General features: G+C 37.1%; 29 protein-coding genes. 11 read left to right on the forward strand and 18 right to left on the reverse strand.

What is annotated here, in order from left to right:
- Positions 1–9 precede the first annotated feature (9 nt).
- The 3 genes from ABXZ36_RS01180 to ABXZ36_RS01190 are packed head-to-tail and all read left to right on the forward strand — an operon-like array spanning position 10 to position 1,820.
- Complete coding sequence (locus tag ABXZ36_RS01180) at positions 10–573, forward strand: DNA-3-methyladenine glycosylase I (RefSeq protein WP_354613622.1); 564 nt, start codon at positions 10–12, stop codon at positions 571–573.
- Positions 563–1,147, forward strand: coding sequence for a hypothetical protein (locus tag ABXZ36_RS01185; RefSeq protein WP_354613623.1), 585 nt, complete (start codon positions 563–565; stop codon positions 1,145–1,147). The genes ABXZ36_RS01180 and ABXZ36_RS01185 overlap by 11 nt, the downstream gene beginning before the upstream one ends.
- Complete coding sequence (locus ABXZ36_RS01190) at positions 1,128–1,820, forward strand: DUF2490 domain-containing protein (RefSeq protein ID WP_354613624.1); 693 nt, start codon at positions 1,128–1,130, stop codon at positions 1,818–1,820. Before ABXZ36_RS01185 ends, ABXZ36_RS01190 begins: the two co-directional genes overlap by 20 nt.
- Here ABXZ36_RS01190 and aat read toward each other — a convergent pair.
- The 3 genes from aat to ABXZ36_RS01205 all read right to left on the reverse strand — a co-directional run bounded on the left by aat (position 1,803) and on the right by ABXZ36_RS01205 (position 3,842).
- Positions 1,803–2,444, reverse strand: coding sequence for a leucyl/phenylalanyl-tRNA--protein transferase (aat, locus tag ABXZ36_RS01195; RefSeq protein ID WP_354614131.1), 642 nt, complete (start codon positions 2,442–2,444; stop codon positions 1,803–1,805). The two genes, ABXZ36_RS01190 and aat, sit on opposite strands and share 18 nt — an antisense overlap.
- A 132-nt stretch (positions 2,445–2,576) precedes the next feature.
- Positions 2,577–2,954 carry a DUF3127 domain-containing protein gene (locus tag ABXZ36_RS01200; protein ID WP_354613625.1) on the reverse strand — a complete coding sequence of 126 codons (378 nt, stop codon included), beginning with the start codon at positions 2,952–2,954 and terminating at the stop codon, positions 2,577–2,579.
- 3 nt (positions 2,955–2,957) lie between these two features.
- Complete coding sequence (locus tag ABXZ36_RS01205) at positions 2,958–3,842, reverse strand: flavin reductase family protein (RefSeq protein ID WP_354613626.1); 885 nt, start codon at positions 3,840–3,842, stop codon at positions 2,958–2,960.
- Between the two features lie 110 nt (positions 3,843–3,952).
- On the opposite strand from ABXZ36_RS01205, the gene ABXZ36_RS01210 reads away from it, so the two are divergent.
- Positions 3,953–5,098: a sensor histidine kinase gene (locus ABXZ36_RS01210; protein WP_354613627.1), complete on the forward strand. Its 1,146-nt coding sequence runs from the start codon at positions 3,953–3,955 to the stop codon at positions 5,096–5,098.
- Position 5,099: 1 nt separating this feature from the next.
- The gene (locus ABXZ36_RS01215) at positions 5,100–5,450 is read left to right on the forward strand and encodes a hypothetical protein (protein ID WP_354613628.1); all 351 of its coding nucleotides are present in this window, start codon (positions 5,100–5,102) and stop codon (positions 5,448–5,450) included.
- On the opposite strand, the gene ABXZ36_RS01220 is transcribed toward ABXZ36_RS01215, so the two are convergent.
- Both ABXZ36_RS01220 and greA read right to left on the reverse strand, forming a co-directional pair.
- The gene (locus ABXZ36_RS01220) at positions 5,443–5,835 is read right to left on the reverse strand and encodes an HIT family protein (RefSeq protein ID WP_354613629.1); all 393 of its coding nucleotides are present in this window, start codon (positions 5,833–5,835) and stop codon (positions 5,443–5,445) included. The genes ABXZ36_RS01215 and ABXZ36_RS01220 overlap by 8 nt on opposite strands.
- Positions 5,836–5,906: 71 nt before the next feature.
- Positions 5,907–6,383: a transcription elongation factor GreA gene (greA, locus tag ABXZ36_RS01225; RefSeq protein WP_354613630.1), complete on the reverse strand. Its 477-nt coding sequence runs from the start codon at positions 6,381–6,383 to the stop codon at positions 5,907–5,909.
- A gap of 198 nt (positions 6,384–6,581) precedes the next feature.
- Between greA and ABXZ36_RS01230 the strand changes: the two genes are divergently transcribed.
- A complete protein-coding gene (locus tag ABXZ36_RS01230; RefSeq protein WP_354613631.1) occupies positions 6,582–7,019 on the forward strand; it encodes a Rieske (2Fe-2S) protein in 438 nt (145 codons plus the stop codon).
- A 20-nt stretch (positions 7,020–7,039) separates the two neighbouring features.
- On the opposite strand, the gene ABXZ36_RS01235 is transcribed toward ABXZ36_RS01230, so the two are convergent.
- From ABXZ36_RS01235 to ABXZ36_RS01265, 7 genes are all read right to left on the reverse strand, one after another.
- A complete protein-coding gene (locus ABXZ36_RS01235) occupies positions 7,040–7,639 on the reverse strand; it encodes a TMEM175 family protein (RefSeq protein WP_354613632.1) in 600 nt (199 codons plus the stop codon).
- 296 nt (positions 7,640–7,935) lie between these two features.
- A complete protein-coding gene (locus ABXZ36_RS01240) occupies positions 7,936–10,107 on the reverse strand; it encodes a TonB-dependent receptor (protein ID WP_354613633.1) in 2,172 nt (723 codons plus the stop codon).
- 343 nt (positions 10,108–10,450) lie between these two features.
- Positions 10,451–11,992: a DUF4301 family protein gene (locus ABXZ36_RS01245; RefSeq protein WP_354613634.1), complete on the reverse strand. Its 1,542-nt coding sequence runs from the start codon at positions 11,990–11,992 to the stop codon at positions 10,451–10,453.
- The gene (locus ABXZ36_RS01250; RefSeq protein ID WP_354613635.1) at positions 11,989–12,552 is read right to left on the reverse strand and encodes an AAA family ATPase; all 564 of its coding nucleotides are present in this window, start codon (positions 12,550–12,552) and stop codon (positions 11,989–11,991) included. Before ABXZ36_RS01250 ends, ABXZ36_RS01245 begins: the two co-directional genes overlap by 4 nt.
- Entirely contained in the window at positions 12,507–13,145 is a 639-nt protein-coding gene (pnuC, locus tag ABXZ36_RS01255; protein WP_354613636.1) for a nicotinamide riboside transporter PnuC, read from the reverse strand. The genes ABXZ36_RS01250 and pnuC overlap by 46 nt, the downstream gene beginning before the upstream one ends.
- Positions 13,129–13,389 (reverse strand): thiamine-binding protein, encoded by a 261-nt coding sequence (locus ABXZ36_RS01260; RefSeq protein WP_354613637.1) that lies wholly within the window; start codon positions 13,387–13,389, stop codon positions 13,129–13,131. Before ABXZ36_RS01260 ends, pnuC begins: the two co-directional genes overlap by 17 nt.
- 71 nt (positions 13,390–13,460) lie before the next feature.
- Entirely contained in the window at positions 13,461–14,099 is a 639-nt protein-coding gene (locus tag ABXZ36_RS01265; RefSeq protein WP_354613638.1) for a 4'-phosphopantetheinyl transferase family protein, read from the reverse strand.
- Positions 14,100–14,270: 171 nt separating this feature from the next.
- On the opposite strand from ABXZ36_RS01265, the gene ahcY reads away from it, so the two are divergent.
- Entirely contained in the window at positions 14,271–15,587 is a 1,317-nt protein-coding gene (gene ahcY, locus ABXZ36_RS01270; protein ID WP_354613639.1) for an adenosylhomocysteinase, read from the forward strand.
- Positions 15,588–15,704: 117 nt separating this feature from the next.
- Complete coding sequence (locus ABXZ36_RS01275) at positions 15,705–16,808, forward strand: SDR family oxidoreductase (protein ID WP_354613640.1); 1,104 nt, start codon at positions 15,705–15,707, stop codon at positions 16,806–16,808.
- On the opposite strand, the gene ABXZ36_RS01280 is transcribed toward ABXZ36_RS01275, so the two are convergent.
- The 5 genes from ABXZ36_RS01280 to ABXZ36_RS01300 form a co-directional block, all read right to left on the reverse strand.
- Complete coding sequence (locus ABXZ36_RS01280; RefSeq protein ID WP_354613641.1) at positions 16,779–17,018, reverse strand: hypothetical protein; 240 nt, start codon at positions 17,016–17,018, stop codon at positions 16,779–16,781. The genes ABXZ36_RS01275 and ABXZ36_RS01280 overlap by 30 nt on opposite strands.
- A complete protein-coding gene (locus ABXZ36_RS01285) occupies positions 17,008–17,328 on the reverse strand; it encodes a DUF3332 domain-containing protein (protein ID WP_354613642.1) in 321 nt (106 codons plus the stop codon). The genes ABXZ36_RS01280 and ABXZ36_RS01285 overlap by 11 nt, the downstream gene beginning before the upstream one ends.
- A 220-nt stretch (positions 17,329–17,548) precedes the next feature.
- Positions 17,549–17,809, reverse strand: a complete 261-nt coding sequence (gene rpmA / locus ABXZ36_RS01290; RefSeq protein ID WP_354613643.1) for a 50S ribosomal protein L27 — start codon at positions 17,807–17,809, stop codon at positions 17,549–17,551.
- Between the two features lie 22 nt (positions 17,810–17,831).
- Entirely contained in the window at positions 17,832–18,359 is a 528-nt protein-coding gene (rplU, locus tag ABXZ36_RS01295; RefSeq protein ID WP_354613644.1) for a 50S ribosomal protein L21, read from the reverse strand.
- 112 nt (positions 18,360–18,471) lie between these two features.
- Complete coding sequence (locus ABXZ36_RS01300; protein ID WP_354613645.1) at positions 18,472–18,912, reverse strand: DUF4199 domain-containing protein; 441 nt, start codon at positions 18,910–18,912, stop codon at positions 18,472–18,474.
- A gap of 179 nt (positions 18,913–19,091) precedes the next feature.
- Between ABXZ36_RS01300 and ABXZ36_RS01305 the strand changes: the two genes are divergently transcribed.
- Positions 19,092–20,414: a M16 family metallopeptidase gene (locus ABXZ36_RS01305; RefSeq protein ID WP_354613646.1), complete on the forward strand. Its 1,323-nt coding sequence runs from the start codon at positions 19,092–19,094 to the stop codon at positions 20,412–20,414.
- A 7-nt stretch (positions 20,415–20,421) separates the two neighbouring features.
- Positions 20,422–22,491, forward strand: coding sequence for a M16 family metallopeptidase (locus ABXZ36_RS01310; protein WP_354613647.1), 2,070 nt, complete (start codon positions 20,422–20,424; stop codon positions 22,489–22,491).
- Between the two features lie 37 nt (positions 22,492–22,528).
- Here the strand turns inward: ABXZ36_RS01310 and ABXZ36_RS01315 are convergent, their stop codons facing one another.
- Entirely contained in the window at positions 22,529–23,419 is an 891-nt protein-coding gene (locus ABXZ36_RS01315; protein WP_354613648.1) for a DMT family transporter, read from the reverse strand.
- 170 nt (positions 23,420–23,589) lie between these two features.
- Between ABXZ36_RS01315 and ABXZ36_RS01320 the strand changes: the two genes are divergently transcribed.
- On the forward strand, positions 23,590–24,018 hold the full coding sequence (locus ABXZ36_RS01320; RefSeq protein ID WP_354613649.1) for a hypothetical protein: 429 nt from the start codon (positions 23,590–23,592) through the stop codon (positions 24,016–24,018).
- Positions 24,019–24,026 lie beyond the last annotated feature (8 nt).

Genomic DNA, 24,026 nt, shown 5'->3' on the forward strand with positions numbered 1-24,026 from the left:
GAGACTACAATGAGTAAATACAGATGTGCATGGTGTCTTGGAGACCCTCTATATGAAGCTTATCATGATAAGGAATGGGGCGTTCCCTTAAAAGATGATGATGCCCTTTTTGAGTTTTTGATCTTGGAAACTTTTCAGGCTGGTTTGAGCTGGATCACTATTCTACGAAAGCGTGAAAATTTCCGTGAAGCCTTAGATGGATTTGATTATCAAAAGATTTCAAAATACGATCTAGAAAAAATAGCCTCTTTATTAAAAAATACGGGAATTGTGCGCAATAAATTAAAGATACATGCTACCATTACCAATGCACGGTCTTTTCTTAAAATACAGGAAGAATTTGGCAGTTTCAATGCCTATATTTGGAAATTTGTGGATGGGGTACCCATTAAAAATACTGTTACATCAGCCAAAGACATTCCGGCAAACACAGCGCTTTCCGATGCCATAAGCAAAGATTTAAAAAAACGTGGGTTTAAGTTTGTAGGTAGTACGGTTGTTTATGCCCATATGCAAGCTACGGGTATGGTTAATGATCATGAAATAAAATGTTTTAGATACCATGAAGTATAAATTAGTTCTTTTAATTTTAGCATTTTTTTCCCTCCATATGGTCATAGGACAAAACAAGATGGAAAGAGAATACCGTATTAAAAAGTCCCAGTTTCCAAAAACGAGTTTAGACATTCTGAAAACTGAATTGGGAAAGGTAAAAAAACTCCGTTTTTATAAGGAACGAGATAGCAACAAGATTAGCTATGAGGCCAAATTTAAAAAAGACAGATTGTGGTATAGCGTAGAGTTTTCCGAAACAGGAGATTTGGAAGACATTGAGATTACGATAAAACAGGTTGATCTTCCTAATGATAGTTGGCAAGAAGTGAACTCCTACTTACAGGAAAACTTTACCCAATTTAGAATTAAAAAAATGCAACAACAATACCTGCCCCTTAAGAAACAACCAACATCTAAAACATTTAAACAAGCCTTTCAAAATTTGATGCTCCCTGACATCAACTATGAAATTATCGTTTCTGGAAAAACAGAAAAGGGCTTTGAAGACTTTGAAATTCTTTTTGATGCCAAAGGCAATTTTAAAACTGTCAGAAAATCGCTGCCACCAAACTATGACCATATCCTTTATTAAAAGACTGGCATGGACTATGGGTCTGCTATTTACCAACGGCATACTTTTTTGCCAAGGGCAAATGGTCTCATTCTGGGAACCCCAAGTATCTCTAAATTATAAGGTCACCTCTACATATTCGCATAATTTCTCCATTGTAAATCGCAATTACGTTTACGAAACCAACAAGTTACAACTAAGGACACGACATTTTGAATTAGCGCACTTCTCTACCTTAAAAACAAGGGACAACCAGAGTTGGAGCTTGGGAATAATGTACAGATTTAGAAATATTTTTGAAGAAGAAAGGAATAACGAATTGCGGCTTACCCAACAATATAATATTACCCACAGAGCCTATAGAATTCGTTTTGGCCATAGATTCAGATCAGAACAACGCTTAGGAAATGAATATCTTATTCAGCGTTTTCGATATCGGTTTGCCATGGACCTCCCTTTAGAAGGTGACAAACTAGATATTGGGGAATCCTTTCTTGTAGGATCTACAGAAAGTGTTTTAAGTATGAGCAGCTCTGACAGGCCCTCCTATGACCAGCGCATATCGTTGGCCGTAGGTTGGTTATTGAAAGATAGGGTCACCTTCCAAACTGGGATTGAATATAGGATAGAAGATTATACTCAGGAAAGTAATAACTTGTTTTTTCTAAATTCGTCTTTAGTTTTCTCCCTTTAAGATCTTAATGAATTTATCCCTAGTAATTTCTTCTGCCCCTAAACTTTCCAGGTGAGGAGTATACACTTGACAATCAATTAATTTATACTTCTTTTCTCCCAGTTCTTGTGCCAATTTTATAAATGCAAATTTTGAAGCATTGTTTACCTTACTAAACATGCTTTCCCCGCAAAATACATGACCAAGATCTATTCCGTACAATCCACCAACCAATTCGTTCCCTTCCCATACCTCATAGGATTTGGCAAAGCCAAGTTTGTGTAATTTCATATAGGCTTTCTTCATGGATTGGGTGATCCATGTTCCTATTTGATCTTTTCTGGGACTTAACGCACATTGATCAATAATGGACTCAAAATGGGTGTTTTTGGTTAATCTAAATTGATCACTTTCCAAAATTTTCCGCATGCTTTTGGATACTTTTATACTACTAGGGTATAATATCATTCTGGGATTAGGGCTCCACCATAGAATTAGGGAATCCTCATTGAACCATGGAAAGATGCCACTTTCATAAGCCAATAACAGTCGTTCTGCTGATAAATCCCCTCCTACCGCCAACATGCCTTCTTCACTAGCATTCGCTAAGGGGGGAAATTTTAATTCTTCCGTCACAAAGAACAATGGGTAATTTCCGCTATTCTTTTTCACGTTACTATATTTTATATAAAACTAGTGAAAACAAAACGACCTACCCAATTTTCAAAAAGGATAGGTCGCATATTCTTTATACGTGTTGATAAAGTATCTAATCTATTAAAAAGGTAAATCGTCGTGATCTTCCTCATTTAAATTATCAGCTGGCTCAAAAGCGTCCATTGGTGGAACTGGAGGCATTCCGGCACCGCCTTGCTCAGACTGCACACCTTCTATTCTCCATCCTTGGATTGAGTTAAAGTATTTTGTCTCCCCTTGTGGGTTCACCCATTCGCGACCCCTTAAATTGATGCTTACCTTAACTTCCTGACCTGCGGCATAATTATTTAATAGGTCGCACTTATCCTGAACAAATTCAACCATGATGTGCTGTGGATATTGCTCCTCGGTGGTAATTACCATTTCTCTTTTTCTAAAACCGTTGTTTCCAAAAGTTTTGGTCTCATCGACCATTTTAATTTTTCCTTGTATTTCCATTATTTATTTATTTGCTAACAATACCTTCCATGCAGAATGTACCTCGTTATTATGTAAAAATTCCTGTGCTTTTTTATGTAATTCTTCTTTATTATCCCCACTTAAAATTGACCTAATTGTAACATTAGCGCCTATAAATTCTTTTATCTCTTCTGACGTTGGTATATGCTCCACATTACCCAGCATGCCTAAATCATTACCCGTTAAAACAGAACTAAGCCTTATTTCCTCCGGAATATTATCTATTCCTATTCCTAAGGAAGATAAGGGTTTTGGCACTTCGAACATTCCCATATTAGCCCTAGAATACCAATTGCCACCCATACGTGCAACTTGATCAATTTTATGTTGATCTATGCCTCCTGATGCGTCCAAAATGGATTCATCCACATGAATCTTTACCACTTCTGAAAAAACAAGGTTCCCTGCGCCTCCTTCTATTCCCAAGGCTTCTACTTTTATGACTTTGCATTCGAACTGTACTGGGGATTCGGCCACACGAAAAGGCTTTACGATATCCGATCTCAACATGGTGAGGCCCGCTTTTAAAAACTCATTCTCCCCTTCTTTATATTCCGTACTTGACAGCGACATTTGCTGTACCATATCATAATTTACAATATTTATAACTACTTCCTTCGTCTTTAATACATTTTCTAAGGTATGCTTTGTTGTGTTGTCCCTAACCCTCCTGGCCGGTGAAAAGATCATAATTGGAGGATTGGCGCTAAAGACATTAAAGAAGCTAAATGGAGAAAGGTTAGGCCTTCCATTTTCATCAATAGTACTCGCAAATGCTATAGGCCTAGGGCCAACAGCACCTAAAAGATAACCATGTAATTTGGCTGTGGGAATCTCTGAAGGAGTAATAGAAAGCAATTTTTTCATAGTACTGCAAAGGTAAGTAAATTGTATGCACAAATGAAACAATCATCCTTTTTGGAAATAGAATAACTTTTGTGAAATTACGTTATCTTTAAAACTAATTAATAATTTGGATGACCCTAAATCCCAAAAAAACGTCTAACATTTTACTGCTAATAGGTTCCTTCGTTATCGTTAGCCTTATTCTCTGGAACACGAATAGTTTTTTTAAAAAGTTCAAAGAGGAAGAGCGATTAAAAATGGAGATTTGGGCTACTGCACAGTCAGAGCTATTACAATCTTCAGAGGATCGTGATTTGGGAAACCTACATGTTAAAATTTTCCAGAACAATACCTCCTCTCCCATGATTTTGGTAAATAAGGACCATTCTATTAAGGTGAACAATATCAGCGAGGAAAAAGCTGAAGATTCCTTTTACCTCACCAAAAAAATTGTTCAGTTCCAAGCAGAAAACACTCCAATTTCCATAGATTACAAAGGGGAAGAATTGGCAACCCTTTATTACGGAAATTCCGAAGTCTTAAATCGTTTAAAATACTACCCCATAGCCCTCTTGCTCATTATCTTTTTGTTTGGTGCCGTTATTTTCTTTTTTTTTAAAACTAACAAAGCTTCAGAACAGAATAAATTGTGGGCAGGAATGGCCAAAGAGACCGCGCATCAAATAGGCACTCCCCTAACTTCCCTATTAGGTTGGAATGAGCTTCTAAAAGCGGAAAATATTAGTACTACTATTACCGATGAAATTGAAAAGGATATCATGAGACTGCAAACGATAACGGAACGCTTTTCTAAAATTGGCTCGTTACCAAAACTAAAAGAATACGATATCGTGGAGGAAACCAAAGATGCCTATGACTACCTAAAATTAAGAAGCTCCAAATTAATACGGTTTTCTTTTGATAGCAAAATAGAATACCTGCCTGTTCTTCTGAACCGTGAACTGTATCATTGGACTATAGAGAATCTCGTTAAGAATGGTATTGATGCCATGAGGGGAAAAGGAAGTATTTCTATAGAGATTATCCCTGATGGAAATTTTGTTACTATTTTGGTGTCAGACTCTGGACAAGGAATTCCAAAGAGCAATTTTAACAACATTTTTAATCCTGGGGTTACCTCTAAAAAACGAGGATGGGGGTTAGGGCTTTCTTTGGTAAAAAGGATTGTAGAAGAGTACCACCAAGGAAGAATAAAAGTATTGTCTTCTAGTAAAGAGGGGACCATTATGAAAATTTCGTTAAAAGTAAATGCATAATATGGCCAAAGAAGAATTGAAAATCATCAAGGAAGCAGAACTGACGAATAATTGCCCAGAATGTTTCAACCAAGAGTTAAAGCTCACCTTTTACCAAAAGCACAAATTTGCCATACTTTATCATAAAACGTCTGGTGAGGTAACCCACGAAATTAAATGTAAAACCTGTCATTCCATTATCTACCCTGTCTCTTGGACAGAAGATATAGAACGCGTATTTGATTTTTATAGAAAAATGGTTACCCCGAATAGGGCTGCCATAAAATTTACCATGTTATTTTATATCCTGATCTTGATTTTAATAGTACTCGTAGCTGGGGGCATCTATGGCTATTTACAAGAATTTATTTGATATTTTGACTTATTTTTGCCGCAATCCTTTCAAACTCCTCTTTAGACAATGATACCTTTTGTTGAAAGGTTGCATCTCTCATTTCATTTAAGGGGATAAGATGCACATGTACATGGGGTACCTCCAATCCAATAACCGTCATCCCTACCCGTTTGCAATCTATTGAAGCCTCCATTGCCTTGCCTACTTTTCTAGCGAAACTCATGAGCCCCAAATAAGCTGTCTCGTCCAGATCAAATATTTTATTTACTTCTTTTTTGGGAACGCAAAGTGTATGTCCTTTTGCGTTTGGATTTACATCAAGAAAAGCTATAAAATTATCGTCTTCCGCTATTTTGTAACAGGGTATTTCTCCATTGATGATTTTTGTAAAGACACTTGCCATATTCCCAATTGATATTTAAAAAAAAGTCCTATCAAATAGTTGATAGGACTAAATATAACTAATAATTTTTTTTAGGATCTCGTAATTTCCATTATTTCAAAGTTAATGGTCCCATTGGGAATCGTTATTTCTGCCACATCCCCTACCTTTTTTCCTAAAAGTCCTTTGCCGATAGGAGAGCTTACAGATATTTTTCCAGACTTAAGGTTTGCCTCACTTTCCGCAACCAGCGTATATTTCAATTCCATGCCGTTAGCTTGGTTCTTTAACTTTACTGTTGACAATACCAACACTTTGGAGGTGTCTAATTGGGATTCGTCTATTAGACGAGCATTAGATACAATTTCCTCTAGTTTGGATATCTTAAGCTCCAACAACCCTTGTGCTTCTTTGGCAGCATCATATTCCGCATTTTCAGAAAGGTCACCCTTATCCCTAGCCTCTGCAATAGCTTGGGAAGACTTAGGACGCTCCACATCTTTAAGTTGGTTCAGCTCTGCTTTGAGTTTTTTTAACCCCTCAGCTGTGTAATAAGATATGTTACTCATAAATTCTTTACTTTAAGATTCTAAAACATTTTCTATGTTTCTTTCCATCAATTTCCTCATCAGAAACAATCAATTCGCTATTTCAATTGATTTCAGCATTTTACAAATAGGAAAATCCTCTTTTTATAGAGGATTTAAGACAAATATACATAATTTTTGTTCAATTTTGTAGTTGTTATTGGAAATAGATATAGTGTTATGAAACGTATTTTTTGTTTGATTTTTATTGGTTTATTTCTCTCCTGTAGTACCGATAGAGTGAGCAACAATCCATTTTTACAGGATATTGGATTTAGGTTTGACTTAGACCTTAATCTACCCCTTTACAGTCCTTTAACCAATATAGGAAGTGCGGTTTTTATAGAAAATAAAACTGCCGGACTAAGAGGTGTTTTTGTTATTAATACTGGATTTGATACATTTATGGCATGGGAAGCGAGTTGTCCTAACCATGTGCCTAATGAGTGCTCTACAATGATCCTTAAGGGCCAAACAGTGACCTGTTCCTGTGAAGGTTATGAATATAGCTTATATACAGGCCAATTGCTCAACAGACCTGAGGATAGTGGCAGATATTATGACCTTCTCTTCTATCGGAGTACCTTCAATGGAAACGTAATTTCTGTGTTCAACTAAGGAACAATGATCCAAATAATTTAACCGTTTACATTTTCTTTCTTTGACCCATCCAACGTTTTTTCAATACGTGAATCAGGGATGAACCAAATGATGGCCACAATAACATAACAGGTTAGCGCTGCCCACGTATTTAAGAATGAAATTAAGACCCCAAAAGTATAGAGCGTAATAGATATTTTTCCCTTTAAATCTCTACCTACGGCAGTTCGCAGAATAAAATTCTCTTCGTGGCCTTTTATAATACTACGTTGCAGTATGAAAAATGCGACCGCACTCATCATTAAAATAAAACCATATAATGCAACGGGCACATGGGCCTTATAATTTTCACCAATCCAGGTAGTGGCAAACGGGATTAAGGACAACCAAAAAAGCAAATGTAAATTGCTCCATAATATCCTTCCATTTATCTTTTGAGTAATCTGAAATAAATGATGATGATTGTTCCAATAAATACCAATATATATGAAGCTAAAAAGATAACTTACAAATGTTGGAATTATAGGGATCAATGATTCCAATGTAACTTGTTCCGGAGATATTAACTCCAATACCATAATAGTGATAATGATGGCAAGAACCCCATCACTGAAAGCTTCCAATCTATTTGAAGTCATAGCATAATGGTCTATACTCCAAAGTTAACTTAAAAATGAAGTATGTTTTAAAGTTTGAAAAATAATCCAACTATTTATATACCCTAAAATTAAGAATACTTCCTTCTGAAAGGCAAACCGGTTAGGTGCCTCTATAATTCTCAGACTCTTCTCTACTTAGTTCCCTATTTAAATAATTTAGAAGAACAGAATAAACTTGATTGAAAAATCTTTACAACCATAAAAAAGGGCCATCATGTGGAACAACACAATGACCCTCTTCATTCAGGTTTAACCGATGGCTTGAACAGGGACCACTAAAAATTAAATGTGGCTCCCACTAAAAAGTTGATTCCAGCTTGTGGATAATATCCAGCCCCTTCTACTGTAGTAATTGTACCTGGGGTAGAAAAATCATCGTCGAAGGTAAAGAAATAGCCATTGGACACATATAACGAATCAAATATGTTATTTACCAATCCGGACAGAACAATACTTTTAATAAACGAATTGGTCCTGATTTCATATTGAACATTAAAGTCGGTCTGTGAATATTCACTTAAAGTAGAATTTTCAGAATCGATATTGCCCATATATTGTTTGCCGACAAACTTGGTCAATACACTAAACTGAAGGTTTTCTTTAGGTAAATAGGTTAATACATTACCAAAAATAACATTTGGGGAAAAGGAAATATTAGTATTTCCTAATTCCTGCAAGACCCCATCTCTTTCAAAAACAAAATCTCTATTCTTATTGGAGCTCAAGGCAACATTTGGACTTATCCTGAAATGATCTCCGAGGGCTATGGCGGCATCTATCTCCAAGCCCATCCTATAGCTATCCCCAACATTGGCACGTAACGGGGCGCCAACATCGTTCAGTTCTCCCGTTAGCACCAATTGATCTTTATAGTTCATATAATAAACATTGGTGTTCAGCTGCACCTCTTGGGACACATAACGCCATCCAAGTTCAAAATCGTTGAGCTTTTCTGGCCTTGGACTACCACTTTCATAATCATTCCGGTTAGGCTCCCGATTAGCCCTAGCATAGGACAAGTAAAAATTATTGTTTTGGTTTAGGTCATAGGTTATTCCTGCCTTAGGATTAAAAAAATCAAAGGAATCATCTACCAAACCAGTATCTTCTCCATTGGCCATGTAGGACACCCTTCTATATTGCAGATCCCCGTAAAGGCTCCATTGGTTATCAAAAGCGTAATTCATCTTAGAGAAGAAATTAAAGTCGGTTTTTGTTGACGTATCGTCATAATAACGATCCCTGTAATCACTATCACCGGTATAGCGGGCCCAAATAATTTCTCCAAAGTGGTCCCCTTCATATTTGTTCCAACCCCCACCAAGTATCAGGTTGATTTTATCATCTGTATAATTAGCAGAAAAGGTGGTTCCGTAAAAATCATTATCCAACCAGCGCCTTCTAATAAGATCTGTGGTATCCACTAATTCACCATTAACAGTGATGGGGTCAAAACCATAATCTGCAAAATCCTCATCCTCCCTAAACTGTTCAAAGTAACCTCTACCTCTGGTATAATGCACTGCTAGGTTGGTATTCCATTGTTGGGAGATTTGTTCGTTCCAAAGTAATTGAAAATGGTCTTGTTTATAATTATCCACTTCATTATCATAGAATTGGGTATTTCCATTTTCATCGGTATAAATTCCAGAAGGATTAAAGGTCCTATCCGATTCTAAAGTAGCCTTGTCTATCCCATACCAAGATTGATAGGTAATCTCATGGCCTCCAAACAGTAGGGCTTTTACTAGGGTATTATCATCCTTATAGGCTCCTTGCAAAAAATAAGATTCTAATTCGGAAGATGCCCTATCCACGTAGCCATCGGAAGTAATCCTTGACAACCGCCCAGAAACCTCTACATGATCATTCATAAGGCCGGTGCTGAACTTTAGGTTGTTCCTTAGCGTACCAAAGCTCCCCACAGAAGAAGATATTTGCGCATAGCCTTCTTCACTAATAGCATCTGTCAATAAATTTAAACTGGCCCCAAAAGCTCCTGCTCCATTGGTAGAGGTACCTACTCCGCGCTGCAATTGTAAACTTTCTATTGAGGAGGCAAAGTCTGGCATATTCACCCAAAAAGTACCATGGGATTCCGAATCGTTGTAGGGAATTCCGTTGATGGTAACGTTGACCCTTGTGGCATCACTTCCACGGACACGAATACCAGTATACCCTACCCCGGCACCGGCATCGGATGTGGTCACCACGGAAGGCAAAAAATTCATTAGGATGGGAATGTCTTGTCCTAAATTTCTAGGCCTGATCTGCTCCTTAGTTAGATTGGAAAAGGTGACTGGTGATTCCTTGGTCACACGAATGGCAGATACAAAGACCTCGTCCAACGTAATTTTTTTACCCTCCAAAGAATCGATGGGTTGTTCTTGGCCAAAGACCGACAAGGCGGCACCAAACATGGCAACTGTTGTGAATAAAGTTTTCATTCGTAATACTTAGTTACGAATAAAAGGGGCTATTATTCTTGTTAAAAATTGATTTTTTATTCTTTTCGATCACATTACTGCGTCGAAAATAAACGTTGGAAATTCCAAATAGCGATTTTCGCATCCCTTGGCAGCATTACCTGCCCAGGTTCCTTGGGTATAATCTCAGCCTGCCTAAACAAGCACCCCTTTGAGACGATGCAAATTTACATGTAGGCATTCATATATCATAATAAAAACAAGAATATTTACAGAACCCATTTTACCTGTAAAAAATACATAATTAAGATCCCTATTTTTATGCCACTTCTTACTTCACATATACAAGATTGATCAGGACTATTTATTTTACCTGGTGGGTAGGTTTTAACAAGTCATTTACGGTTTTAACAGGATTGAAGGTTACCAAGGGCACCTCCACAAAAATGGTATTCCAAAAAGCCATGGCCCCATTCCACAATCCTGGAAGTTCCAAGGCTTTTAAGTTCTTTCCATCCTTGGTCTTTTCAGTAATAAACCCTTGCTTATGGTCAACAAAATTTAAAAGATTAAATTTTTCGCCTTTGTAGTTCTTCACACCACAGACCAAATCTACAGGATTAAAGTGGGTAGAATTTTTAAAAATCGCTACTTGACTGTCATTGGACATATCAACCTGAGCGCTTTCTATTATTTGAAGCGAAATATGATCTGATTTATCCTTTATCCAAAAAGGACCACCGCCAGGCTCGCCTTCATTTTTTACCATTCCACAAATACGGATGGGTCTATTGATCTTGTCCTTTACTATTTCCAATTGTTGTGCTATGGTAAAGCTATCGAAATTAGAAACAAATCTCACATTCAGATGATCTTCTAAAAAGGATTTTATCTCCTTCACCTTTTCCAAGGTCGCTTCATCTTTGTCCAAAAAAGCGGCATAGGCGAATGTCTTTTCCTGTAATTTCAAGAGTAAGCCTGATAAGACCATTTTGCTTTTGGCAACCTGATCAACAACATCGTCTACCACAACATTATCAATGTTTTTAATGAATATGATATCGGCATCCTGTTCATTTAGGTTCTCTATTAATGCTCCATGACCCCCAGGTCGAAAGAGCAAGGAACCGTCCGAATTTCGGAATAGTTCGTTTTCCATGGTTACCGCTATGGTATCCGTAGCTGGCTTTTGGTAGGAGTAACTAACATGGAACTCCGTTCCTGTAGCTTTGGAGACCATTTCCTTCACTGCTTTAAATTCTTCCTTGAACATGGTATCGTGTTGTTCGGAAATGGTAAAGTGAAGGTGTGCTGCACCATCAACCTTGGCGTAAAGGGAACCCTCTTTCAAATGTTCTTCAAAAGGGGTAGCCCCATGTTGACCATATTTATGAAAGGGCAAAAGACCTTTGGGATAAAACCCATAGTTTAATTTGTCCTCGGCCAACATTTCCTGAACAAAAAGATACACCTCCTCATCTTTAGTCTTGGTGGCACCCGCTATTCTTTTTTCAATTTTGTCGTAAAAAGGAAAGTTTTTCATTCCTTCAACAAGTGCCTTTATGTCTTTATCTGCGGTCTTGTCCAAGTATCTTTTTAAAGTATCCTTTATTGGATCAAAAGATTCCAAAAAGCTAAACAGGGCCTTGAACATTCTAGATGCTGCACCTGATGCGGGTACGAATTTCAAAAGGAACTTTTTGGATTTTAGTGTATTAAAAATAGATATCAACTCCATTTCCTCGACAGGGCTAAACTTTAATATCCCGTCCGAAATTATGGATGCCTTTTCTAAATGAACAAAGGGAATACCTTCTTTGAAGGTTTCAATTTGGTCCAGTACTTTGCCCTCCTTGATTCCTTTATCTACAAGTTGCTGTTGATCTTTTGATGAAAATGTTCTCATTTTTTAAGTAATTTATCTATGTGTTCCACGGCCTTGGCCAACCGGGTTTTTTTATCACCCTTTAAAATAACAAAATTCCGATCGTATTCTTCTAAAGTATCCTTGAAATATAAAAACATTTGCTCTCTTTCATCGGGCTTATCCCTTAAATCGTCCTCTTCCCAAGGAATATCTATATAGGTCAATAAGTAAAGATCATAGGTGTTTGCCAACGCATACTTTTCCAATACAGGATCACAATACCCCAAATAATAAGCTTCAGAATATACCTTGGTCTCAAGGAGATCCGTATCACAAATCAAAATAGTATTGGCCTTCTTTGATAGGGTATTTTCTAAGCGCATTTGACCTTCAGCAATGGGCAATAAATCCTTTGGCTCACAGGTATTTCGTTCATTATTCCATTTGTTTTGCAGGTATTCACGCGCATATTCTGGGACCCATACAGAATTGTAGTGTCTTGCCAATTGCTCTGACAGGGTCGTTTTGCCCGTAGATTCCGGACCGAACAAAACTATTTTAATAATGTCTGTGGGCTCTTGTTTAAACTTTTCTTCCATGCGAGATACCCAAAAATGGCTATTATAGTGAATAAAAAATACTGAAAAGAGGTAAATATAAGTCCTTTGTATAAATATAAAGGGACCGATATAATATCTCCTATGATCCAATAAATCCAGTTTTCTATCTTTTTCTTGGCCATAAGCCACATCCCTACAAAGAAAACAGCCGTAGTAAAGGAATCTACGTACGAGGTCCAATTATCCAGTTTATCAAAAAACAGATAGACCACAAGTACAAATACAATGGTAGCTACAAATAGGATGGCAGACCATTTCTTTTCCTTAAATGTTGTTGTAGTTATAGGAATAAAATGGGTGGCATCTACCTTTCTGGTCCAAACATACCATCCATAAATACTCATGGCAAAATAATACGCATTAATAAGCATATCCCCCAACAGACCAAAAACCAACAGAATATATACGAAGACCCCTGTACTGACGATTCCTGTTGGGAATACCAAAATATTCTCCCTCATAGAATACCAAACACTGAGAAAACCAAAAAACACCCCAATCATTTCCAAAATGATCAAATGGGTATCGGTTCCTTCATATTGTGCAAAAATCCAATCAAAAATGGGGCTCATACTCGCTTCTATCCGATTTTACGATTTTCATATACAACAAGCCTTTGTCTATCAACTCAAAAGCCTCTTTGATTTCTACTTGCAAAACGTACATCACCTTATCGTAATCCCCATAAATTTGAGTACTCAAAGGATTCTCTAAAATAGTGAGGCCAGAAGCCCTTAATTTTTTTATGAAATTAATAATATGCTCCTCATACGTATCTTGTAAGGGAGATAGGGTAAGCTCAACGGAAATATTCATGAAGTATAATTGTTTTTAAATGTAATGGAAGCGACTAATTTTTTATAAATTTTGGATATGTACATACATTGTCATTCAATTTGCTTTACCGCATACACACAAGTATACTCTTCAAATTCCAAAAAATTGATGTCATAAAATGATTGGTCCCCGTGGTACAATATCTCTGCAGTGGTCTTGGAATCCGCGAAGGAAAAATCCTTTACATCTACATGGTGTAAAAAACTTAACCCATGTTGGGCATAAATTTTATAAAGCGATTCTTTGGCCCCCCAGACAATGGTGAGCTTGCGCACGATGGCATCTGAATTGGCCAAGGTCTTGTACTCCTCCAACGGGGTGAATTTATTGGCAATCCTCAATATTTTGTCCCGTTGCATCTCTATGTCAATACCAACCTCATCAAAATCACCCAAAATAATACCAGTGAACTCGTGGGAATGGGTTATTGAAATATGCCGACCATCCCTTAAATGTGGTTTTCCAGCCTCGTCATAAAACAGGTCGTGATCCGTGTAACCAACAACGGCCAACAAGTGGCGGATGCTCAAAAATCCCCTTCTGTGAAGTTCAGATTTCATCTCATTAAGCCTGTTCTGACAATGTGGGGTCAAGACAATATCTTTGGAAAGCTCATCCTCTGTTTCCTCTAACTTCCAGATATGTACCACAACTCCAGGCCTTACTGTTATAGTTTTGTAAATAGCCATTGGTTTATTTAAGTAATTAGTACCTTTGCGTTCAGAATATAGCGGTAAAAAACGCTACATAACGAAAGTAAAAATAAATTAGTAAAGAAGTAAGCGGTTGGGATATAAATTAACCTTCTACTTTTAGTATCACTGATATTTTATAAAATTATAACAAAAAAAATTGATCACATGAGCACCAAAACAGTTCCTTATGTACCAAATAAGGTAAAAGATATGTCCCTAGCTGATTGGGGTAGGAAAGAAATCATATTGGCCGAAGCAGAAATGCCAGGCCTAATGGCCTTAAGAGAAGAATACCAGGATGAACAACCCTTAAAGGGTGCTCGTATAGCTGGATGTTTGCATATGACCATACAAACGGCAGTACTTATTGAAACCTTGGTTTCCTTAGGAGCAGAAGTAACCTGGAGCTCATGCAACATATTCTCTACCCAAGATCAGGCAGCGGCAGCAATTGCTGAGGCAGGCATCCCTGTTTATGCTTGGAAAGGAATGAATGAAGAAGAATTTGATTGGTGTATTGAACAGACCTTGTTCTTCGGAGAGGACCGTAAGCCATTAAACATGATTTTAGATGACGGTGGTGACCTTACCAATATGGTGTTGGATAAATATCCAGAATTGGCAGCCGGCATCAATGGTCTATCCGAGGAAACAACCACTGGGGTTCACAGACTTTATGAAAGAGTGAAAAATGGCACGTTACCGATGCCTGCGATCAATGTAAACGACTCCGTTACCAAGTCAAAATTTGACAATAAATATGGTTGTAGAGAAAGTGCTGTAGATGCCATCAGAAGGGCTACGGACACTATGCTTGCTGGGAAAAGAGTTGTTGTTGCTGGTTACGGTGATGTTGGTAAAGGAACAGCAGCTTCTTTTAAAGGAGCAGGTTCTATTGTAACAGTAACTGAAATTGATCCTATCTGTGCTCTTCAGGCAGCCATGGATGGATTTGAAGTCAAGAAAATGGAAACTGTTGTTGGTAATGCCGATATTGTAATTACCACTACTGGAAATAAGGACATTATCCAATCACAGCATTTTAAAGCAATGAAGGACAAGGTGATCGTTTGTAATATTGGTCATTTTGATAATGAGATCGATATGGCATGGTTGAACAAAAACTATGGCTATACCAAAGACCAGATCAAACCACAGGTAGATAAATATACTATTGATGGCAAGGACGTGATCCTTTTAGCCGAAGGCCGATTGGTAAATCTTGGATGTGCCACAGGGCACCCAAGTTTTGTGATGAGTAATTCTTTCACGAACCAAACATTGGCACAAATTGAACTTTGGAAACACAAGGACAAGTATGAAAACGATGTGTACATGCTTCCAAAGCATTTGGATGAAAAAGTAGCAAAATTGCATTTAGCACGTTTGGGAGTTGAATTGGAAACATTACGTCCAGAACAAGCAAAATACATTGGGGTTACCGTTGAAGGACCATTTAAACCTGAATATTACAGGTATTAAATTTTATAGTACCTAACAATTAGTATTGTAAGGAATCTAGAACCCTTATCTTATGAAAATTAAGATAAGGGTTCAATTTTTTTTAGTGACCTCCCCAATTAAACTAACCGTGTATTCATGAATATAATTTTAACTGGAGCCACCGGAACCTTAGGTTCTAAAATACTTTTCTCCCTTTTTGAACAGAATTCTAAAAGTATAGAAAAGGTTTATTTGCCTATCCGAAGTAAAAATTCGACCACTCCAGACGAGCGCATCAAAAAAATGCTTCACAGTGAATTTGTTCCCAAGTTTATTCAAAATAATCTATCCAGTATCCTCAAAAAGATAAAAGTGATAGATGCTACATTTCTTTTAGACCCGACAAGCTTCCTAAAAGATCAAAAAATAGATTTTTTCATCCATTCGGCAGGCTTTGTAAATCTATCTACGGACCTAGGTGCAAAAGAGGATATTTTCAGAGAAAATTTTCAATTTACAAAGGATATCTTTAGATCCTATGCGCCCTTCATAGAAAAGTTTGTCTACATAAGTACTGCCTTTGCAGCAGGCGATATTGGAGGGGTTGTTGACAACGACTATTCCAATAAACAAAACGGCAAATACCGCAACCATTATGAAGCATCCAAGCATGCGTCTGAAAAATTTCTATTGGAAGCTGGCAGAGAATACAAGATTCCAGTACAAATCTTAAGACCTAGCGTTTTAGGAGGAAATATTAAAGACCATCCGCACTTTTTTATATCGAAATATATGGTCTTTTATCTATTTGCGAAATTTTTTTACAACAATAGTTCGAAGGATCTTATTAGAATCTCAACTACAGCCACTGCAGGACTTAATATTATCCCAACAGATTATGCTGCACAAGTCATTGTAAAAGCAATGACGAAGGATATAGAGCAGCTTAATATTGTGCATTCTGAAGAAACTAACCTTATGAGGGGTATGTCCAAAATTTTCGATATTGTCGGGTTCAAGAATTTTAGTTTCACCCAAGAAAAAATTAATTCTGTTACTGGTTTTAAATCTGAATCGGAAAAATTCTATTATGAAACCATTGGGGTACATCTAAACCCTTATTTGACCTCTATGCCCAACCAATGGGATACTACCCTATTAGAGAGTATCCTTCCCATCCCAACCTATGATTTAGAAGAATATCTTTCTGAAACAGTAACCTTTGCAAAATCAAAAAAATTTAGAAGTCAACAGTGGTAATAAGCCAATCATTCCGTTCAAATAATAACAATCTGTCTGCTCCTTACTAACGGCCAACCCTTCTTTCTTAGATTGTAAAGGATCTATTTTCACTTCTTCTCCGTTGTGCATGTAGACAATATAAAAACCTTCTTTAAAGGAAGAAAGCTTTATGATTTCCCCACTAGGCTTTAAGGCATTCCAAGATTTTTCGTGTGTGCTATACACCAAATCTGGATTTTTTTCCTTTTTTAGGCCCTTCTAAAACAGTGATCTCCATTCTGTTTTTGGTAGCGATCATTTCAAAAGTATTCCCGTCTCTTTCCACAATCTGAATTTCCGAATCTCCATCTTGCATGGCAATAGGGTTAGAGCCCGACCAAAATTCTATAACGTTGAAAATTATGGCGTCCCCAAAGAAGTAAAGACCATAAACAGGAATGATATTCAAGCCCCAAAAGATAAGATTGTTTACGAATCTACTATCTGAAACACTTTGGTTCCAATCCTTTAAATTATTAAAGGCACTAAAGGAACCCAAAACAACTTGAAAACATCAAGGAAAGGGAAAGGAAACTGCATGCGAGTAATTTTTTCAGCATCTAAAATTTAAAAGTTTAACCTTAAAGCATAAAAGAGACAATAGCCCAAGTTTCTCTTTTCAGGTAAATATTAACCCAAATGAAAAAGATAAATTAAGAGAAACAAAAAAAACCCTCCTTGTTTCCAAAGAGGGTTTTAGATTTTTGAAGAGCTGTTCCTTATGCCTCGAAAGGATCTATAGAAACAAAGGATTTACCTCCTGCTTTCTTTTTAAATTTTACAAGACCATCTACTCTAGCGTGTAGAGTATGATCTTTCCCAGCATAAACATTTTCACCAGGATTATGCTTAGTACCACGTTGTCTTACGATGATATTTCCAGCAATAGCAGCTTGTCCACCAAAAATCTTTACGCCTAAACGTTTTGATTCTGATTCCCTACCGTTTTTGGAACTACCAACACCTTTCTTATGTGCCATGATATTTTGTTTTAATTCTTAACTATTTACTTAAAGCGTCAATCAAATCAGATTTTTTCATAGAAGAAATCCCTTCGATACCTTTTGCTTTGGCCATTTCTTTCAACTCAGCAACTGTATTTTTGCTTAGGTCTTCAGATGGAGCAGCTACTTTTTTCGGAGCTGCAGCAGTTGGTTTAGCTTCTTTTTGAGGAGCTTCTTTCTTTGGAGCTTCTTTCTTGGCTACTTTTGTAGCGCCTGAAGCAACAATACTCTCAATTCTAATCTCTGTCAAATATTGACGGTGACCATTTTTCTTTTTGTAACCTTTACGTCTTTTCTTTTTAAAGACGATTACTTTGTCACCTTTAAGGTGCTTTACGACTTTCGCCTCAACAGCGGCTCCGTCTATAGCTGGGGCGCCAATTGTGATGTCCTTACCATCTTCCAACAAAAGAACGTTATCAAAAGTAACTTTGCTACCTTCTTCGTCTTGCAAGCGGTGAACATACACTTTTTGGTCTTTTGCAACTTTAAATTGCTGCCCTGCTATCTCTACAATTGCGTACATAGCGTGTATATTATTTGTTAATTAAACACTGCCTATTTTATATAGGCGGGTGCAAATATACTGCTAAATTGCTAACTCACAAGTGTTTTTTTTAAATTAACAAGTTTGACTTTTAATTTTTTCTCCTGGTTTTGAACAATTGCATAAAAGTCAATGTCAAAACCAAAGAAGTTGAAAAACCCATAATGGCTACCGTGAAAAATACAATACCGCCTTCTGTCTTATAATCCTTGAACCAAACTTTAGATAATTCCTGTAGGAATCCTGTATCTACTTCTGTGGTATAAAAGGCGAAAAATATCGTAAAAATAAGAGTGGCCATAAATCCCGTAACAATCCCCGCACTAAACCCTTTGACATAATTAAAGGCTTCACCATCCTGCAAACGTAGATATTTAATAGCTTCATAAATCCCAAAGCCTGTGATTACGCCGTTAAAAAGACTATAAAAAACATTGGTGTGTAGACCAAAAAGCGACAATATTAAAAAGTACGCAATCAGGGAACCACTAGTGGCAATTCCAAATCTAATAGGAAGAGCAAATCTCATCATATACTAATAATTTTAATTAAAAGTTTGAAGTTACAGAATATTCGTGATTTCTTCCAAGAAAACTGAATAAAGAATTATTGCTATATTTTATATATTACAGAAAATACTCTTAATGTTTGTAACAAATTCTTAATTTTGCTACTAACACTAAAAAATCGAGAACTTAAACACTGATTACAATGAAAGAAAAGTTTTTATTAGCTGTTTGTGCGTTGCTTACTGCAACACAAATAGGGGCCCAAGAAGTGGCTTATGAAGAATATAACCTGGACAATGGGCTCCATGTTATTTTGCACCAAGATAATACAGCTCCTTTGGTGACCACTTCCGTCATGTACCACGTAGGAGGCAAGGACAGAACAGAGGGAAGAACAGGGTTTGCTCATTTCTTTGAACACCTTTTATTTGAAGGAACGAAAAATATAGAAAGGGGCAAATGGTTCGAAATTGTTTCTTCTAATGGAGGGAGAAACAACGCGAACACCTCACAGGACAGAACCTATTATTATGAGGTATTTCCTTCCAATAATTTAAAACTAGGCCTTTGGTTAGAATCAGAGCGTATGCTACACCCTGTAATTGACCAAAAAGGGATAGATACCCAAAATGAAGTGGTAAAAGAGGAAAAAAGATTACGACAGGACAATGCACCCTACGGCCAAATACTTCCAGTAGTAGGAAAGAGTCTTTTTAAAAATCACCCATATAAAGATCCTAATATTGGCTACATGGAAGATCTTGATGCTGCAACTTTAGAAGATGTTATAGCCTATAATAAAAAATATTACGTGCCCAACAATGCAGTATTGGTTGTTGCGGGTGATATTAACATTGGGGACACCAAAAAAATGATCCAAGATTATTTTGCGCCTATCCCAAAAGGAGCTACCGTTACAAGAAACTACCCATTGGAAGACCCAATTACAAATGAAGTAGAAACTGTGGCCTACGATGCAAACATTCAAATTCCAGCAGCTATTGTGGCTTACAGAACTCCAGGATTTAAAAATCGGGATGCCTATGTGTTGGAAATGATATCTTCTTACTTAAGCGATGGTAAAAGTTCTAAACTATATAAAAAGATGGTAGACGAACAAAAGCAGGCCCTTCAAATCGGCGCTTTCAATATAGGACAGGAAGATTATGGTATGTACCTTATTTTTGGCCTCCCCCTAGGTGATACTAGTTTGGATGTTTTGGTCTCTGAAGCAGAAGAGGAAATCGCAAAAGTAAGAACCGACTTAATTAGCGAAAAAGATTACCAAAAATTACAGAATAAACGTGAAAACAATTTTGTAAATTCTAACTCAAGCGTAGAAGGAATAGCAGGGTCATTGGCTACAAATTACCTTCTTTATGGGGATACTTCTTTAATTAACAAGGAAATTGAGATTTACAGATCTATTACCAGAGAAGAAATGAGGGCTGTTGCAAATAAATATTTAAGCCCTAACCAACGTGTGGTTATAGATTATTTACCTGAAGAAAAACCAGCAAATTAATAAAAAGATGAAAAAAATAATTACAACTCTGGTTTTGGCATTTATGGCCGTAACCACATATGCACAGGTCGATAGAACAAAAATGCCCGAACCGGGACCATCACCTGAAATAAATTTATTAGAACCAACGCGTTTTGAGCTTAAAAATGGTTTAAAAGTACTTGTGGTAGAAAATCACAAACTGCCACGAGTAGCCATTCAATTACGAATAGACAACCCACCTATTGCAGAAGGTGATAAAGCAGGAGTTAGCTCTTTTGTTTCTAGCCTTTTAGGAAACGGGTCCAAAAGCATATCTAAAGATGCCTTTAACGAAGAAGTCGACTTTTTAGGGGCACGCATTAATTTTGGATCCCAAAGTGCCTTTGCTAGTTCTTTATCAAAGTATTTTCCGAGAATATTGGAGTTAATGGCAGATGCCGCTATAAACCCAAATTTCACCCAGGAAGAATTTGACAAGGAAAAAGACAAATTAATCACAGGCTTAAAAACCCAAGAAAAGGATGTTGCTGCTATTGCTGGTAGGGCACAATCCGCCCTTGCATATGGTAAAAAACACCCTTATGGCGAATTTACCTCAGAAGAAACCGTAAACAATGCAACACTTGCTGATGTGAAGCAGTTTTATAGCAGCTACTTTGTTCCTGCTAATGCCTATTTAATCGTAATTGGCGATGTAAATCCTAAGGAAGTTGAAAAATTGGTAAAGAAAAATTTTACCCCTTGGACCAAAGCCACACCTCCTTCTTTTGAATATACAAAACCTCAGGATGCGCTATACACCCAAATTAATTTTGTAGATGTGCCTAATGCAGTTCAATCAGAAATTGCCGTAGAGAGCTTGGTAGACTTAAAAATGAGCAGTCCTGATTATTTGGCCGCATTGGTGACCAACCAGATTTTAGGTGGAGGGGGCGAAGGTCGTCTTTTTCTTAACCTAAGAGAAGATAAAGGCTATACATACGGATCCTATTCTAGATTGGGCAATGACAAATATGCCCCATCCAGATTTATGGCCACTGCAAGTGTTCGTAACGCGGTTACGGACAGTTCAGTCGTAGAACTTCTTAAAGAAATAGACAGAATCATAAAAGAACCCGTAACCGCTGAGGAGCTTGCGAACACCAAAGAAAAATATATTGGTAATTTTATAATGGCCCTAGAAAGACCTGAAACTATAGCAGGTTATGCTTTGAACATTGAAACCGAAGGACTACCCAAAGATTTTTACAAAACCTATTTAGAGCGAATCAACGCTATTACCATTGAAGAGGTACAAGCTGCTGCTAAAAAATATTTTAGCACTGAAAATGCACGAGTAGTAATTGCCGGAAAAGGAAGTGAGGTCCTAGATAATTTAGAGCAGGTAACTTTTAACGGTAAAAAACTTCCTGTTCATTATTTTGATAAGGAAGTCAATAAGGTAGAGAAGCCAAAATATGAGGTAGCCATCCCAGAAGGGACCACAGTGAATACAGTTCTTGAATCCTACATCAAAGCAATTGGTGGTAAATCTAAATTGGAGGGTGTTAATTCATATGCCATGACTGCAGAGGCCGAAATGCAAGGTATGAAACTAGATCTTGAGATGAAAAAAACCTCTAAAGATCAATTTATGCAAGATGTTAAGGTCATGGGAAATTCCATGAGCAAGCAAGTCGTTGATGGTGAAAAAGGATATATGGTAATGCAAGGACAACGTAAAGATTTGAGCGAAGAAGAACTTCAGAAATTGAAAGCCGAATCGTCCCCATTTCCTGAGATGGACTACTTAAACGGTACTGCATCGTTAGAGGGTATTGAAATGGTTGATGGGCAAAAAGCATACAAAATAAAAGTATCCGAAGAAAAAACATCCTTTTACAGCATGGAGACCGGACTTAAAATACAGGATGCGGTAACTGCGGAAGCACAAGGACAAACCATGAGCACCACTTTTGGGTATGGAGATTACAAAGAAGTTTCCGGAATACTGTTCCCATTCCAGTTAATACAAAGTATGGGTCCGCAAAAGATAGATTTTATAGTTAAAGATATCAAAGTGAACGAAGGGGTAACACCTGCTGATTTCCAATAATTGGTGATTAAATTTTGAGAAAGCATCCAAGACTGGTTTACACAGTTTTGGGTGCTTTTCTTTTTTTGTTCACCATCCAAACCCCTAATAAAATAATCAAGGCACCTATTAATTGATACATGTTTAATTTTTCACCATCCCATACACCCCATAAAACCGCCACTAAAGGAAGTACATAGGTCACCGAGGCAGCAAAAACGGGACTTGCTATTCGTATCAATTTATTAAAGAATAGGTTGGCTATTGCAGTACCCACAATACCCAAAATAAAGATATAGGCCATAGGCAAATGCATTGCGTCATTGGACCATACCTCGGTAAAAAATCCGGAATAGATCAAAATAATAAACGCTGGTACAATGACCATGGCAAAACTGCCTGCAGTTACTGCCAACGGACTTAAATGGGAAAGATGCTTCTTAATAATATTGATGTTAAAGGCATATCCCATTGCAGATAACAAAATAAAAATAGCATACCAATAATTCTGATTAGGACTAAACTCCATTCCAGCAGCAATTAAGGCAAACGTTCCCAACAGTCCAATAAAAATTCCTACTACCTGCCTTTTTGTAATAATAGCGCCAAACAAAAGGGTTCCTATTACAGCGGTGTTCAAGGGAACCAGAGAATTAAAAATAGCCGTTACCCCACTATCTATCTCTGTTTGGGCCAAAGCAAACAAAAAAGGAGGAAAAAAAGAACTCAAAAAACCTGCTGCAGCAATCCATTTCCATTCAGATGCCGTAATAACCTTTAAACTTTTAAATCCAATTAGCATTAAAAAGCTCCCAGCGAATACAATCCGCAAACCTCCCACTTGAACAGGACTTAATCCTACCAAGGCCTTTTTTATTAGAATAAAAGAAGATCCCCATATCAGGGACAAGAGTATTAAGTAAAACCATTTTCTGGTCTGTTCGCTCATGCTTTAAAATTTGACTGCAAAATTGAACTATTATCCTAAATAATGAATCACCACCACTACATTATATTTTTTGATGCAACTATGGTGTCATTCCTACTTAAAAAATGATTCTTTTTGGGTAGGCATTAGGGCAGTAAATGTTAATTTTGTTCCATATAAAAACAAAGACAATGAGAGTTTCAGCGATTAGTATAGCATTTATTTTTAGTGTAGTATTCGTTACTTGTAAGGAAGAAAAGAAGGTGCCAACTAAAACTACACAAATGAAAGAGGTCATGGCCGTGCATGACGAGCTTATGCCAAAAATGGGAAAAATTGGGCGTTTGGTTGGTGAATTAAACAAGATAGAAGATTCCACAGAGACTGGACAGGTATACAAAGAGGCAAAAATAGAACTACAAGAAGCGAACAAGGCCATGATGGATTGGATGAAAGAATTGGGTGACCACTTTGACTATGAGGAGATTATGAAGGGCAAAGAGCTCACTGAACAGAAACAAGAATGGCTTAACGAAGAAGAGGAAAAAGTGAAGGTTCTAAAAGAAAAAATAAATGGCAGTATAGAGAGAGCAGAGAAATTGTTGGAAAATAACAAATAATTCTTTTT

Origin of the sequence: Sediminicola arcticus (assembly GCF_040566695.1) — a bacterium.
Classification (GTDB): domain Bacteria; phylum Bacteroidota; class Bacteroidia; order Flavobacteriales; family Flavobacteriaceae; genus Sediminicola; species Sediminicola arcticus.